The following is a 16341-nucleotide window of genomic DNA, read 5'->3' on the forward strand; positions in this document are numbered from 1 at the left end:
CTAAATTAATGTTCTTCATTAAATGTTCTTCATTCTTGTTATTTTAATTATGCATGAAGATATTGTCAATATAAATCGAAATTATTGAAGTCTGCCCATATGGGTTTTTTATATAACCCATATGGGCTCGCAGATAGCGCACTGAGTAATATTTATCTTGCTGCAACGGGATTGTATAAAAGTTCTTTAAAGCTTTCTCTTTTCTTTTTGTCCCATGTACTATTCCCTGAAGTATGAAAAACTATTTCTCCTGCCTTGGTTGTGCCTTTCTTCAGCAGCCCCTTTTCTTCCATTATATTCCTCATATGCCTTACTGTGCCTGCACTTCCGTCTATTATATCAACATGTATTGGTAAAATCTCTCTGAAATAATTATAGTACAAAGGGTAGTGGGTACATCCCAAAACCACCGTGCTATAATTATCAAATTCAAAAGCCGAGAGTTTCTCCTTAAGATAGGGTTTTATTACATGAGGCCTGAACTCCAGCTCTTCAGCAAATGATACCAGTTCAGGCAGCGGCAGGTAATCAACAATATGCTCCTGGTCAACTTTTGACACAAGGTTTTGGAACTTTTCTTCCTTAAGAGTAAGGGAAGTAGCCAATACAAGAATACGTTTTCCTTTACAACCGTTTTTGTCCACCGCTTGTTTTACCGCAGGTTCCATCCCTATGACCGGAAACCGGTATATTTTGCGCAGATCCTCTATTGCTATACTGGTTGCTGTATTACATGCTACTACCAGCAACTTCAGCCCCTGTCCAACCATATATTCTACTGCTTCCAGGATATGTTTTTTCACTTCTTCCTTAGGTTTCATGCCATAGGGTACATGAAGAGTGTCCGCATAGTAAAAATAATCCTCATAAGGCAATAATTTTAATGCTTCTCTAAGGACGGTTATACCTCCTATTCCAGAATCAAAAAAACCTATCTTCAAGATTTCTCATCACCTTTTGCACATAACAGTTTTTTCTTCCGCTCCAGCATTTCAGGTATCCTTTTTATATACTCTTCTACATTCTTGACATTAAAAGCCCTCTCTATTCTGTTTTCCTGAGGATACACCACTTTGGTGACCGCTCCTGCCCCAAGGGCTATTATAGTCTGCTTCTCCTCCATAATCTGAACATTGTATATGCACTCATAGCCCGGTTTGCTATAGCCTACATTCTCCAGATTCCCAAGTATGTTTTTCTGGCGGTATAAATAGTAGGGATGCATGCCAAGGTTTTTGGCGTGCTTATACGCCAAATCCATCATATCTGATGCTTCCTGGTCTGAAATCATTTTATATTTCTCCCTTTCCTCCTTAAACCTGGATGCCCTTTTTACCGCCATAGCATGTACTGTAACAGCTTCAGGAGATAATTTGCCAATTTCTTTTAATGTATTCTCAAACATTTGAAGATTTTCACCTGGAAGGCCGGTTATGATATCCATATTTATGTTATTAAATCCAACCTCCCTGGCAAGAGTAAAGGCTTCCCGTATACTGCTGGCTGTATGGTTTCTTCCTATTGCAAGCAAGGTTTCATCATTCATGGTCTGGGGATTTATACATATTCTGCTTACCTTGCTGCCTTTAATAATTTCTAGTTTCTCTTTATTAATTGTGTCAGGCCTGCCTGCTTCAAAAGTATACTCATCCACATCTTCTGTATTAAAACTTAAGGCTGTTAGCTCCAGCAGTCTTTCCAACTGGTTACAATCTATTGAGGTAGGAGTGCCTCCCCCTATATATATACTTTGCAGCTTAAGAGAATTATTCTCCAATATTTCTTTTACGCCCTTCATTTCTTCATGAAGAGCCGATAAATAACCATCTATCAGATGCCTGCATTTATCTATGGAATTTGAAGTAAAGGAGCAATAGAGGCATCTTGTAGTACAGAAAGGTATTCCGATGTACAGGCTTACGGTGTCCGGATATGCTGTATCAAGTATCCTTTTCTCGGTTTTTGCTACTTCATACAAAAGATTTGCTTTTTTGGCAGATACAAGGTAATTCTTCTGAAGTTTTTCCAATACTTCATATTCATTATATCCATTTTCCAGCATTTCATGGACTATTTTTGAAGGTCTCACTCCGGTCAGTGTTCCCCAGGGAGATTCTTTTCCGGATATTATAGATAAAGCTTTATATAGTTCTTTTTTTAAATATTGTTTTTTTAGCTTTAATCCTTCACGTAACCCTTCTTCAGGTATTTCTATTAAAGTATCGAAATCTTTTCCTTTTATATCTTTTCCTTTTATAGAAAGTATAAAGGTGCGGCAGTTTTTATTATTTTCCACCCATGTTCTTAGTAGGACTGTTTCCCCGGAAATTTCTTTTACTGCCTTATCATCTGTAAGCCTGCAAGTTTGCTCTTCTTTGAAAAACAATCTTATAATATCAGCTATTTCATATTCATATAGATCAGTGTCATATTTTAAATATATCATCTAGCATTTCTCCAATATTAAAGAAAGAGGCTTAAAAGAAAGGATTATTCACCCTCTCATACCCAATGGTAGAAGTAGTCCCATGTCCAGGATATATCTCAACATTGTCCTCTAAAGCCATAAGCTTGTTATATATTGAATTCATCAGGTCTTCATGATCTCCCCTGCCCAGATCCGACCTTCCTATTGACATCCTGAACAGAGTATCCCCTGTGAAAACTTTATTTCCTACCTTTATACATATACTGCCTTCAGTATGCCCTGGAGTATGTATTATTTCAAGTTCAAGATTGCCAACCTTTAGGATCTGACCGTCTTTTAACAATACATCTGCATCTCTGTAAGTTTCATTGGCGCCAAACAGGGAAGCTCCGTTTGCCCAACTGTCGCTAAGGGCCGCCGCATCTTTTTCATGTACGGCAACCTGGGCCCCTAGTTTATCCCGTATTTTATCCATTGAGCATATATGATCCAGGTGGGCATGGGTTAAAATAATGTATTTTATTTTAAGGCCTGATTCTTCAACCATATTCAGTATATCTCTGCTGCTGGCTCCAGGATCAATTATTACCCCTTCACCTTCATCTCCTATCAAATAGCAGTTTGAACCAAGCATTCCTGTATTAAGCCGTTTATATATCATTTCTGCCTCCGTTTATATCTCAACAAAAAATTCTACCTTGTATTTATCAAAATTCTTTTTTACTATCTATCAATATTGTAACAGGACCGTCATTATGTATTTCAACAAGCATTTCAGCCTGGAATTTTCCTGTTTCTACCTTAACTCCACGTTGCTTGCAATAGTCAACAAATCTATTGTAAAAGTCCTCTGCTTCCGCCGGGGGAGCAGCATTAGTATAACTTGGCCTGTTGCCTCTTCTGCAGTCTCCATAAAGTGTAAACTGTGAGACAATTAGCAATTCTCCACCTACATCCATTAATGAGATATTCATTTTCCCGTTTTCGTCTTCAAATACTCTCAAATTTAAAATTTTATCGGCCAGATAGGTTAAATCTTTTTCTGTATCATTGGTCCCAACACCTAAAAGTACTACAAGACCTTTTCCAATTTCGCCTATTATTTTATTGTCCACTGATACTCTGGCCTCACGTACTCTTTGTACTACTGCCCGCATATTTTCCTCCTTTATATAGCTTAAAGGTACAGAAGTCAAGCAAACTTAAAACAATGCCGGCGAAATGAAGTTGAAAGAATGGATAGTTTATTTTAGAATAGTTTTACTCCTATATACTATCTTACCTGGTGCTTGCTTCTTTCAACTTCAAAAACTCCATGTACCTTTCTTATACTCTTTATGATTTTTTCCAGTTGTTCTGTATCTGTTATTTCCAGTGTCAGGTTCATGATTGCTATATTATCTTTTGTAGTCCTGGCATTCATTGCCTTAAGGGGTATTTTAGAATCACCCAGGACATTGGTAATATCCATAAGCAGTGCCGGCCTGTCATAGGCAAGAACATTAATTTCAGCATTATAGGCTACATCTCCCGCAGTATACCAGCTTACTTCAATTAACCTGTCCTGTTCGTTAATATTATTCAGCACATTAACACAATCTCTCCTGTGAACCGAAACTCCTCTTCCCCGGGTAATATACCCAATAATATCGTCCCCAGGAACAGGATTGCAGCAGCGGGATAATCTGACAAGGCAATTGTGGAGTCCCTTCACTACTATTCCATTTTCCCTGGGACTCTTTTTACTGCGTACACTCCTGGTCTGCACTGCTCGTTCAAGTTCCTGGTCCACAAGTTCTTCAGGTTTGAGTGTTTTCCTGTATTCTTCTTTCAGCCTGGATACCACCCGGTGTGACGTTATAGCACCATACCCTATTGCGGCATACAGGTCATCTAATGTATTAAAAGAATATTTTTTAAGGATTATATCAACCCACTCAGGCTTAAACAGCTTGCTGTAAGGCAATCCTTCTTTCTTTAATTCTTTCTCCACAAGCTCTTTGCCTCTTGCAATATTCTCTTCCCTTTTTTCTTTTTTAAACCATGCGTTTATCTTATTTCTGGCCTGAGTACTCTTTACTATTTTGAGCCAGTCCCTGCTGGGGCCATGTATGCTTGCTGATGTGAGAATCTCCACCATATCGCCGTTCTGCAATTTGTACTCAAGAGGAACCAGCTTCCCGTTGACTTTGGCTCCCATCATCTTGTTTCCAATGGCACTGTGAATGGCATAGGCAAAATCAATGGGTGTAGATCCTGCAGGTAAGTTTATTACATCACCCTTAGGTGTAAAAACAAAAACCTCACCTGAAAACAGGTCAACTTTCAGTGTTTCTACAAACTCCTTGGCATCCCGCATTTCCTTCTGCCATTCAAGTAGCTGCCTCAGCCATGTAAGCTTAATTTCAAAATCACTTGTGTTGGTATTGCCTTCTTTATATTTCCAGTGGGCCGCAATTCCTACTTCTGCCACTCTATGCATTTCCCAGGTTCTGATCTGTACTTCAAAAGGTACTCCCTCATGGCCTATTACCGTAGTATGCAATGATTGATACATATTCGGCTTGGGGACAGCAATATAATCTTTAAATCTGCCCGGGAAAGGCCTGTAATGCTCATGCACCAGTCCAAGTACCGCATAGCAGTCCTTCACGGTATCCACAATTATCCTCACCGCAAAAAGGTCATATATCTGATCAAGAGTGCGGTTTTGGTTCTTCATTTTCTTATAAATACTGTAAAAATGCTTTGGCCTGCCCTCAATGTGAGCCTTGATGCCTATATTGTCAATTTTAGTTTTCAGAGATTCTGTTATCTGGGTAATATATGCTTCCCTCTCTTTGCGTTTTTGAGCAATACTGTTAACCAGTTCATAATAACCTTTTGGATCAAGATATCTAAGACACAGATCTTCCAGTTCCCATTTGATTTTTGATATACCCAGCCTGTGAGCAAGAGGTGCATATATTTCCAAGGTTTCCTTGGCTTTAGCCTGTTGACGGTCGGTGCTCAGATATTTGAGAGTGCGCATATTGTGCAGCCTGTCGGCCAGTTTAATCATTATAACCCTGATATCTTTTGCCATGGCCATAAACATTTTTCTTAAGTTTTCAGCCTGTTGTTCTTCTTTTGTTGAATATGGTATTTTCCCCAGTTTTGTTACTCCGTCAACAAGCGAGGCTATTTCTTCTCCAAATATTTCGCTCAGTTGTTCAAAGGTAAAGGTCGTATCTTCTATGGTATCATGCAGTAGCCCTGCAACTATGGTAGCGCAGTCCATACCCAGTTCAGCCAAAATGCAGGCAACTTCAACAGGGTGTGTGATGTACGGTTCACCAGACACCCTCATTTGGCCATCGTGAGCTCTTCTTGAAACCAGGTATGCTTTTTCAAGCAGTTCTGACTTGCAACCTGGATTATATTCATTTATTGCTTTCAACAGTTTTTCATAATCTTTCTGCACAACCAAGCTATCCTGCATGATATACCTCTGCCCATGACCTTGCTAATGTATTATTTCATACTGCTAAAACTGTACAATGGATTTTACATTATAATTCTTGAGCCTTTCTCTGCCTTTTAAGAAAGTAAGCTCTATGAAAAATACCAGCCCTATTACTTCTCCACCCAGCATTTCTACCAGCTTAATATTTGATTCTATCGTACCGCCGGTGGCAAGGAGGTCATCAACAATAACCACTTTCTGGCCCGGTTTTATAGCATCTTCATGTATCTCCAGAACATCTGTCCCATACTCAAGTTCGTACTCTATACTCTTTGTTTTATATGGAAGTTTTCCCTTTTTTCTTATTGGCACAAAGCCTTTGTTCATTGAATAAGCCAGTGTTGCCCCAAAGATAAATCCTCTGGATTCCGGACCTACTATGATGTCAAAATCTCCAAAGCTCTCGGCTGCACTTATCAAACCGTCAATACATTCCTTAAGAGACTCTGCATCCTGAAGGACCGTTGTTATGTCGATAAAATCCACTCCCTCTTTCGGGAAATTTAAAACATGTCTTAATTTTGACTTTAGATCCATCGCGATTTCCTCCATTTTATCAAGTTGACTTATTGCTCAACTTGTTTATAATTTCCTGGCATCTCATATATGTTTTTGAGTTCTCCAGGTTTTTTTTCGTATTATTCTTTTCTAGCACAATATACATGCCAAGCTTTCCTAATGGTGTTTTTCTCAGTAAATTCAGCTCTTCAAAAATATCCATAGCTCTTTTTAATTTAAAAAAATTTATGGAAATTCCATAAGTTTTGGAAATCTTGCTTGCAAAAGTAATTAAGTTATCTACTCTTATATCCCTGCCTGTATACTTGCCGGAATCTTCTTTTAGCGCAGCATTTTTAATATACTGGTAAATTGCTTCTAATTCTTTCCTGTTCAGCGTTATTCCCTTCAAATCTACAGGCATATTACGTAAATCCAAACTTATATCTATATTATATTTTAATAAACGGCTATTCTCAACATCTTTATCTAATTTATAATAGAAGGCATTTATCAAGCTTTTCCTGGCACAAGGCCTGATATCCTTAAGAACCAGCTGGGCCTTCTCCATATTATTCCATTCATTTACTTCCAGGGAAAAGGCTACATCCACCACGTCACCGCTGTTGTATGCTTCAGCCAGATCTCCCATGTTGAAACCTATTGCGTCTATAAAAATATCACCTATTTTCAGGACCAGTTTTAAATGCTTTCCTTTTCCCACTGACCTGATGCTGCTTATAATTATGTCATTGCAGGCAAAAACAGGGCTGGGATTTCCGGTACCAAATGGAGCCAGTTTATCAAGCTCTTTAATATTCTCCAGAGTAATATCCTCATCATTTATATATGCATCAACTTTTATTCTGGGTATTAAATCTTCATCTTGCATTACTAAATCTGCATATTCATTTATTGCCTTCCTGAAAAGCTGTATATTTTCTTCCGGGAGAGTAAGACCCGCAGCAAGCTCATGACCTCCATACTTGTCAAGCAGGTGCTGGCAATGAGTCAGTGCCTTGAACAAATTAAAGCCTTCGATGCTTCTTCCTGAGCCTTTGCCCATACCTTCCTCTATTGATATTAAAATACTGGGGCGGTAGTACTTTTCAGTAATTCTTGAAGAAACAATTCCCACCACACCTTTATGCCATCCTGTCCCTGCTACAACCAATACCTTATCATCCAGATACTCAGGGTCTGATTCAATAATATCAAAAGCTTCCTGAAGTATTAATTGTTCTGTTTCCTGACGCCTGCTATTTTCCTCATTTAATTCCAGGGCTATTTTTTCAGCTTCTTCTTCCCTGTCACCGGTAAAGAGATTTACAATTCTTCCTGCATCTCCAATTCTTCCTGCGGCATTAATCCTCGGAGCTATTATAAATCCTACAGAGTATGTATTAATTGTTTTTCCCTCTAGTCCCGATTTCTCAATCAGCTTTCTTAGTCCGATATTGCTGCTGGAACTCATCTTTTCCATTCCAAATTTTGCAATAACCCTGTTTTCCCCGGTGATTTTTGATACATCCGCAATGGTGCCCAACGCCACCAATTCCATGTAATCAATAAAATTCTTGCCTATACCGTACCTGATATTCATTGCGTTTATCAATTTTAAAACTATCCCCACACCTGCCAGTTCTTTAAAAGGGTAACTGCAGTCCTGTCTCCAGGGGTCAATTACTGCAATTGCTTCAGGAATTTCCGACTTACATTCATGGTGATCGGTGACAATCACGTCAATGCCTTTGCTTCTTGCATATGCTATTTCCTCAACAGCAGTAATGCCGCAATCCACTGTAATTATAAGTGTTGCCCCTGTACCGGCAATTTTATCCATGGCTTCTATTGAAAGTCCATAGCCTTCCTCTATTCTGTCGGGAATATAGTAGTCAACATCATCTCCAATATCTCTCAGGTAGTCCATTAAAACTGAAGTGGATGTGGTTCCGTCCACATCATAATCACCGTATATAATTATTTTTTCTTTATTCTGTATAGCCTTCCATATCCTGTCCACAGCCTTGTCCATATCCTTTAGCAGGAAAGGATCATGAAAATCATCTGGAGACGGATTTATAAAATCTTTGATATAATCGGGGTCCTTTATTCCCCTGCTAAGCAAAACCTTTGCCAGCAGCCTGGAAATACCCAGGTTTCGTGAAATTTCATCCACTTCTTCTGCAGGGGCTTCATTACTTACCCAGTATTTATCGTGAGGAATCCAAAGGGCTTCCCCTTCAGTTTCTTCAAATTGCATATTCTCCAGTTTATTTATTATTTGATTATCCTGCATTTTATTTTGATTACTTTGTATATTTTGTGTATTTTCAATTTTTTGATTTTCCTGGCTTTCTCTTGTCTTCTGGTTATCCTGTATCATCATGCCATCCTTTAAATTTTTCCTATTATAGTTTTGTCCATTATTCATTATTATGTTACAAATAGCCATCTGTCAACTTTTATTTTTCTGAAACAATGAGGCGGTTTTCTGTACTTTCAAAGTACACTTTTGAAAGTACAGCAACCGCCCCATTGTTTGTTTATTTACTGGAGCAGGAAGATTTTCCTCCTGTCTCCATCCTTAATTACTTCACCATGTTCTGCATGAGAATTGCCACCATCTTTGCCGCTTCGGCACGGTCTGCATTGTCCAATGGCGCAAATACTATGTGGTCTCCTGACGGTCTGCCGTTTATTATGCCTGCCCTCTGTACCTTCTCCACTGCTTCCCTTGCATAGGAGCTTATCTTGTCACTGTCTGCAAATTCAATTGCTTCCGCTGTCTCGGGCAGTGTATAGTTTTGTACTGACGCAAACCTGCTTATCATTAATGCTATCTGCTCTCTTGTTATATAGTCGTCAGGTCCAAACAAGCCGTTGCCATATCCTTTCACTATGCCATTCTCCGTTGCCCAGGCTACATATGGCGCATACCAAGCATTCTCATCTACATCCTGGAAGGCTGATGTCTTGTACTTAGCAGTATCTATTCCTGCTATCCCTGCCAGTATCTTTGTGAATTCCGCCCTGGTTATGTTGTTGCCTGGCAGGTACCTTCCTGTACCATCTCCGCTTATTATATTCCTTGCAGACAGGTAGGTTATATAATCCTTTGCCCAGCTTCCTTCTGTGTCTGTGAACTCTACCTTGTTATACCCTACCGTATACCTGGAGAAATGGCTTAGCTTAAAGGTCAATGTGCCTGTTTCCGCGTCATATACACAGCCAGCTATTAATACCAGCTCGCCTTCATCGGTTATATGGTATATTACAATTGCATTCAGGTCCTCTCCTGCCTTAGGAGTATATGGAATGCTTATTGTCGCAGTTCCTCCGCCTAAATCGGATATTACTTTATCTCCTGAAGTAATTGTGAAATCATATATCGGCCTGTCTCCTACTACCTCTTGTACTTCCGGTTTAAGGTCTGCTTTGTCTACACTTGAAACAGATATTGATACTGGTTCTGATGCAGAAGCACTTATTGCGCTTACAGCTTTGCTGTCAAAGGAAACTTCTGCAACAGATGTTGTAATCTTCAGTGTATCTATATTACCGTCTGCTATTACATCTAATCCTTTCTTTGGAACTACAACCTCAACTTCAGTGGAATTATCAGGTGATGCAATTTTAATTTCCATAAATGCTGATGTTCCTGACTTTGCTGCCGCATTCAATACTTCCTCAGCTACCTCAATAAAATCTTCTTCGCTTATTAAAGCTGCCGCAAGGCCATCTTTTACTGTTGCTTCAACTTCTGCTTTAATTCTGGTAGTATCTCCTTCTCTCTTAGGACTGTCATATGTTAGTTTACTACCTAAGTCTTTATCCTCAACTTTATCTTGCTTTTTATCCTGACCAAAATCAGGAATGTAAATAACAGGTGGGCTGACATATGGTTCATATACTGATACAATGCAATAAGCTTCCTGATCAGAAGTTTTTGCACGAATCAAAGTAGCTCCTTTACCCTTAACTGTGACAAGCCCTGTCTGATCCACTGAAGCTACAGCATCATTATCCGAACTCCAGGTAATGTTAAGATTTACAGGAAGCTCAGGCTCAAAAGTAGCTGTGAGCAAAACGGGGAAAGAACCTAATGGAAGACTTAGATAAGTGTGATTTAAGACAATAGTATAAGGTCTGTGAGGTTCTAAAGCATTTATTGCATTTAGAATAGCAGCGGTTTTTTGTATAACTTCCTCATTGGATGTTTCTGGCATTGCTAATGCTTGCACCAGAATGTTCCATGAAACATCAAAATAATCGTCCTTATTAAGAGCCATAGCTTGTGCCTTTGCTTCGTCAAGAGCAGCCTGGCCTGCAAATACCAGTGAACTAATAGCATCACGAATGCTTTGAGCATAACCGTCCACTATGTTTTGTTCGGAAGCAAGTTTTCCTCTCTCAACACTGTCAATAACAGCCTGTAAATACTTCCAGCTTCCAACTGTATAATCGTTCTCTACCAACTCAGCTGCTTCTGCGATAGCTGCGTCAACTTCACTATAGTCTGCCAGCACAGGTTCTTGTACTGAAACTTCGCATGTACAGCTAATATTCCACAAAGTAGCTGTAATAGTTGCGTTTCCAACGCCATGGAATGAGACAAAGCCATTTTCGTCTACAGTAGCTACACCAGGATTAGAAGAGGTCCATGTTATAGCAGGCAATGTAATAGGTGGATCTACTATGACAGATAGCTGCACCGGAGTGGAATTTGGCATGCTTGTCAGAGTTTCCTGGCTCATATTTATTCTTACTGATTTATAAATAGCAAAATTATCAATATCTAAAAGCTCAGGTGTTTCACTGCTGGGAAGGTATGTAAACCTGAAAAACGTATCATCCACTGATGCACTTTTGTCATGGTAGACAACATCCCATACAGCAGGTTCTTGCTGATCTTTCTTCCAGGTTTTAATAAATAAACTGTTGCCGATTCGTATACTCTTCCATGTATACCATTGATTTGCTTCAAAATTCTTATTGGATTCTGCTGCCCTGGAAGTTCCGTCCATTATTGCAATACCCTTTTGGCTAAGTATTGCTATATTGCTTTTATTTTTATGCAACATAGAAATCTGCAATTTTACTGCGCTGTCCTGTGGGAAGCGGAAATCAAATTTATTCGTATAATTTCCACTTATGACAGTATGATAATCAGCATTTATACTGAAAGAACCCGGTTCGGCAATAAGAAGATCATCGATATAAAAGCACTCATCAATTGAGCTTCTTCCATTTGACAAGAAATATATGCCATTTACTCCATTAGCTGTATTTGTTCCATAACCGTTTTGAGATGTTTTCAGTGCTTTACCTGCGTATTTTCCATCAATATAGATATGAGCCTCTCCTGTGGTAGCATCAGTGTTAAAGCACTCAACATGAATATCATGCCACTTATCAGCATTAATAGAAATAGTACCGTCTATCACATTTTTATAGGCAGTACCATCATAATATTGAATACCTCCATCTGTTGTAAACCTGATCCAAAAAGCAGTGGAGGCTGAAGTGTGTTCTCCGTTTAGAACCTTAAATGCTACATTATTAGTAGCCTTTAAATTTTCTACATATAGCCTGAAATCAATATCCAAACGCTGTGTAGGAGTTAGTCCGGTAATATAAAGTACATCTGCTATTGATGATGACGATTGATCGTATATCTGAAGTACTTTATTATTACTACCTTCCTCCATTTGAACCGTAGCCTGGTTACCTGTCATGCCTGCAGGAAGAGCACCAATTAAATCTTTTTCAAAATCACGAACAGTTATAGTAGCTGGCTTGCTACCGGAAAGCTGCAGGTATTTGTTTCCTTCTTCTTCTTTTATTATAGCCGTATTGGTGGCACTCTGGGTTATTAATATATTTTCATTATTGTATACTTCATCGGTTTCATAATTTTCAAAATCATCTGTAAATAGTTGCAACTGATCTCCGGTTCCTTCAAGCTCACTTGGCGGTTCAGTAACCGTTACCACACAACTGTCCATCACATTACCTATACTAGCCGTAATCACAGCTGTGCCCTTGCCTACAAAGGTTACATAGCCATTTACCACATTTGCTACCTCCGGATTACTGCTGTTCCAAACTACAGGGGGGATAAAAATTGGCACAGGATTAAAAGTAAGAGTGAGCTGCACACCGCTGTCTCCCAAATAAGTGTTTATTTCACTCTCTGCAATGGACATTGTATATCCATATACAAGGCGTAAGTTATCAATATCCACCCTGGAAGCACCGGTTTCACCAGCAGTAAATTCCAGTCTAAGCTTATTACGTTCTGTTTGTACTTCACTGGATGTATAAATATAATCCCAACCGGAAATTGGTAATAATCCCTTTGGCGCAATTTTTGCATAAATCCGGTTTCCTAACATCATTATTCTGGCAGAATACCAAATATCCTTCTCAAGGTTCTTAACTATTGCTTTTTGTACTGTTCCATTATATATTTGCTGTATGGTATCCGGACGTATCAGGGTCTCTGTATTACCTTTTTCATGTGAGAAAGATATTGCCAGACCTTCTTTCCCATTATTTGCCATCACGTTATCGTTAAAACGGAAATCAAATTCCAGGGAACAACTTTCTAAAACTTGATCTACAGAAGTAATGCTGACGCTTTTATTTTCCTCTTCATAGATACTTTCAAGGGAAAGGTACTTATTTCCTTCCTCCTCTGCTATTAATGCAGTGGAAGTTCCCTGGTTATCTACTATGAGAGCATCGTTTACATATGAATCACCTGCTGTGAAACTTTCAAAATTATCTTCCAGGGCGATCATGGGAGCCATTGTGTCAAACATATCAGGAATTTCCCAGTCAGAAATCTCTGTGAAAGTTCCGCCAATAGCACGGATACGTGTATCGTAGTATATGGTAAGAATACGGTTGTCGTTTGTTAACATTGCTGAAGGATCCGCCATATCTCTAAGGGAAGGACCACCGGTATATATAAGTTTTTCATCAGTACTGTTCCAGTCAAATCCTTCGTTTAAATAAATCATCTTGCCATAAATATACCTTGGTGTTGAAGGCTTCGCCCATGTGGCAAGTATACGGTTTTCATCAATTCTGATGAAGCCGGGTTGACTTAAGGGTTCTTGTATTCCAAGAACTTGCCATGTTTTTCCTTTGTCATATGATACAAAGTAATGACCTGTTGGACGAGCTAATCCATAAACAGTATCATTTCCTACATATATCAGGGACAATTCACTCAAACTACCCACTTGCTCCTTTGGAGCTATGGATATTTCTTCAGTCCAAATCCACTTGCCATTTCCTCCACGCACTCCGCGGATCAACCTGACAGTAGAACTTGTATCAGATGTGGTGCCTCCGTAAACTGGCACAAGAATCTCGTCATCTTCAAATACAGCAATATCTCCTCTTTTCGCCAGCCAGGCATCCAGATCATTGCTTATTACCTCTTGGGGTACACTCCAGGTTTTTCCGCCATCTCTGCTTTCACAAATATATACTCTGAGATACCTGTCAGTGGCATATCTTCTTGTAAAAAATGTTAATAGCACTGTTCCGTCATTTAGCAGTGCAAAATTTGGATCACGGGGCTCTACAGGGAACTCTTCCGTTCCAATACCATAACTCAATAATATATCTGACGAAAGTATTTCTACGGGTTCGCTCCAGGTAAGTCCGTTATCTGTACTTTCCACCAGGCAAATTGTGCCGAATGGATATTCTTCACTGGGAGTGGAGTGCACAGTGTTTTTATAAAATGCTACAAGCAATTTCCCGTTTGGTTCAGTTCCACCATAAACTTCAGCTGGTACATTGACAATGGCTGGGAAAAAAGGATAGTATGGCGTTCTTGTTTTGGCTATAATAACATCAGGCTCTAACAAATGCTCTTCTGAGTCTGCGGCGAAAGCTGGCATAGCAGTAAGGATAAGCACCAGTGACAAGATTAAGGATAATAAAGCTTTAAACCATTTATTCAATTACAACACCTCTTCCCATGAGTTTTTTGGTTATATCCAGTAACTTATCAGGGTCAATACCGGTAGTTGCTTTAGAAATAAGAAATATTAGCAGTTCCTTTAGATTGGATATTTAAGCCGTTGTAAAAGATTAGTGTCCGATGATGGTACTCAAATTTATGATTCTGCTTACTTTTTCTTTGACCACCCTCCCCGGTTAATCACAAGCTAATTATTAAATACATTTGTTTATATGATAAAATAAGATTCAAAATATTTAAATAGGTCATATCTTACTTATGTATTGGGGCATTTTTTACCTTTAGAAAGAAGTGGAGGGACGGTTCTCTTTCATCCAAAGGCTTGCCTTTGGATGAAAGAGAACCGTCCCTCATCTTTGAAAATTCCACATTTCTTAAGCAGAAACTATGATTTTAAAGTATAAGAACCGTTACTCACTTAAAGAGGTAGAGAAATCTTGCTACCCAGCAGACGAAGTGCGTTTTTCTGGAGTATATTAATTTTGTCTTCTTTGGAAATCAGGGCCCCTTCAATTCGTCCTCTTTGGAAAGCAGCGGAGTAGGTATCTGTTCCAAAAAGGATATGCTCTGATCCAGCTCTGCTTACAGCATATTCGATGACGGCATTTTTAGAACTGGCTACTCCAGAGGTATCCACATAGACGTTTTTATGCTTCGCCTGGCATATGGCTTCCACATGTTCCACCGAACCAAGATGTGCAATTATCAGCTTCATATTTGGATAACGGTCGGCAAAAGTTAATAGGTGCAGTGCTTGTGTCTCAGGATGAATCTGAACAATTGCGCGGTTTTCAGAAGCAAAGGAGAACACCTTATCTCCATAATCGAGGATGGAATATCCATGATATGGCGGATGGAGCTTTATTCCGACGCATTTTTCTGTTTTAAGCATCCGGTAAGCCTGCTGGAAAGTTTCATCACGCCTGGGATCAATTACCACCCATTGATAAAGCCAATCGATCTCTCTTGCCTTCTGGAACGCATATTCATTTTCTTCCACAACATCTTCCGCAGAAATTACTCCGGCAAAGGTGGAACAACAGGATACCGCGATACCCAGTTGATCATATACTCGTTTAAGATATTCGAGGGTAGGGTTATAAAGCTTCATATCTGCTTCTGTATCATGTGGTGAACCATGGTTGTAATGGCAATGAATATCTATAGCTAAAACTCCTGTAGATTCAAACATAGCTTCCTCCTATCAGTTAACTCACTTCGTAATTTACATCAATTCAGCTCCCGCTTATATATTATAATAATATATTATAGTAATAATTAAAATGGTATTTCAAGAAGCGGAGGGACGGTTCTTTGAAGCATGGGGGAAGCATGGGGGGAAGCATGGGGACGGTTCTTTTGCTTCCAAAAGCGCACCTTTGGAAGCAAAAGAACCGTCCCCATGCTTTCAGCTTACTTCACCATGTTCTGCATAAGAATTGCCACCATCTTTGCCGCTTCGGCGCGGTCTGCATTGTCCAATGGTGCAAATACTATGCGGTCTCCTGACGGCCTGCCGTTTATTATACCTGCCTTCTGTACCTTCTCCACTGCTTCCCTTGCATAGGAGCTTATCTTGTCACTGTCTGCAAATTCAATTGCTTCCGCTGCCTCGGGCAGTGTATAGTTTTGTACTGACGCAAACCTGCTTATCATTAATGCTATCTGTTCTCTTGTTATATAGTCGTCAGGTCCAAACAAGCCGTTGCCATATCCTTTCACTATGCCATTCTCCGTTGCCCAGACTACATATGGCGCATACCAGGCATTTTCATCTACATCCTGGAAGGCTGATGTCTTGTACTTAGCAGTATCTATTCCTGCTATTCCTGCCAGTATCTTGGTGAATTCCGCCCTGGTTATGTTGTTGCCCGGCAGGTACCTTCCTGTACCATCTCCGCTTAT

Annotated in this window: 10 protein-coding genes; all 10 read right to left on the bottom strand. The window is 39.5% G+C overall.

The genetic code is table 11. From position 1 onward, the window contains the following. Positions 1-152 precede the first annotated feature (152 nt). Entirely contained in the window at positions 153-941 is a 789-nt protein-coding gene (gene murI, locus GXX20_00875) for a glutamate racemase (protein ID HHW30220.1), read from the bottom strand. Beyond that, positions 938-2446 (bottom strand): coproporphyrinogen dehydrogenase HemZ, encoded by a 1509-nt coding sequence (gene hemZ / locus GXX20_00880; protein HHW30221.1) that lies wholly within the window; start codon positions 2444-2446, stop codon positions 938-940. Before hemZ ends, murI begins: the two co-directional genes overlap by 4 nt. A gap of 31 nt (positions 2447-2477) precedes the next feature. Continuing rightward, positions 2478-3089, bottom strand: coding sequence for an MBL fold metallo-hydrolase (locus GXX20_00885; GenBank protein HHW30222.1), 612 nt, complete (start codon positions 3087-3089; stop codon positions 2478-2480). A gap of 46 nt (positions 3090-3135) precedes the next feature. After that, the gene (locus GXX20_00890; GenBank protein HHW30223.1) at positions 3136-3585 is read right to left on the bottom strand and encodes a D-tyrosyl-tRNA(Tyr) deacylase; all 450 of its coding nucleotides are present in this window, start codon (positions 3583-3585) and stop codon (positions 3136-3138) included. Between the two features lie 116 nt (positions 3586-3701). After that, positions 3702-5909, bottom strand: a complete 2208-nt coding sequence (locus GXX20_00895) for a bifunctional (p)ppGpp synthetase/guanosine-3',5'-bis(diphosphate) 3'-pyrophosphohydrolase (GenBank protein HHW30224.1) — start codon at positions 5907-5909, stop codon at positions 3702-3704. 45 nt (positions 5910-5954) lie between these two features. Continuing rightward, positions 5955-6470 carry an adenine phosphoribosyltransferase gene (locus GXX20_00900; GenBank protein HHW30225.1) on the bottom strand — a complete coding sequence of 172 codons (516 nt, stop codon included), beginning with the start codon at positions 6468-6470 and terminating at the stop codon, positions 5955-5957. 19 nt (positions 6471-6489) lie between these two features. Then, positions 6490-8694 carry a single-stranded-DNA-specific exonuclease RecJ gene (recJ, locus tag GXX20_00905; protein ID HHW30226.1) on the bottom strand — a complete coding sequence of 735 codons (2205 nt, stop codon included), beginning with the start codon at positions 8692-8694 and terminating at the stop codon, positions 6490-6492. 328 nt (positions 8695-9022) lie between these two features. Continuing rightward, a complete protein-coding gene (locus GXX20_00910; GenBank protein HHW30227.1) occupies positions 9023-14416 on the bottom strand; it encodes a hypothetical protein in 5394 nt (1797 codons plus the stop codon). Positions 14417-14854: 438 nt separating this feature from the next. After that, the gene (locus tag GXX20_00915; GenBank protein HHW30228.1) at positions 14855-15628 is read right to left on the bottom strand and encodes an amidohydrolase; all 774 of its coding nucleotides are present in this window, start codon (positions 15626-15628) and stop codon (positions 14855-14857) included. Between the two features lie 221 nt (positions 15629-15849). Continuing rightward, the coding region (locus tag GXX20_00920; GenBank protein HHW30229.1) for an S-layer homology domain-containing protein at positions 15850-16341 on the bottom strand (492 nt) is incomplete at its 5' end.

Source organism: Clostridiaceae bacterium (assembly GCA_012840395.1).
In the GTDB taxonomy this organism is placed as follows: domain Bacteria; phylum Bacillota; class Clostridia; order Acetivibrionales; family DULL01; genus DULL01.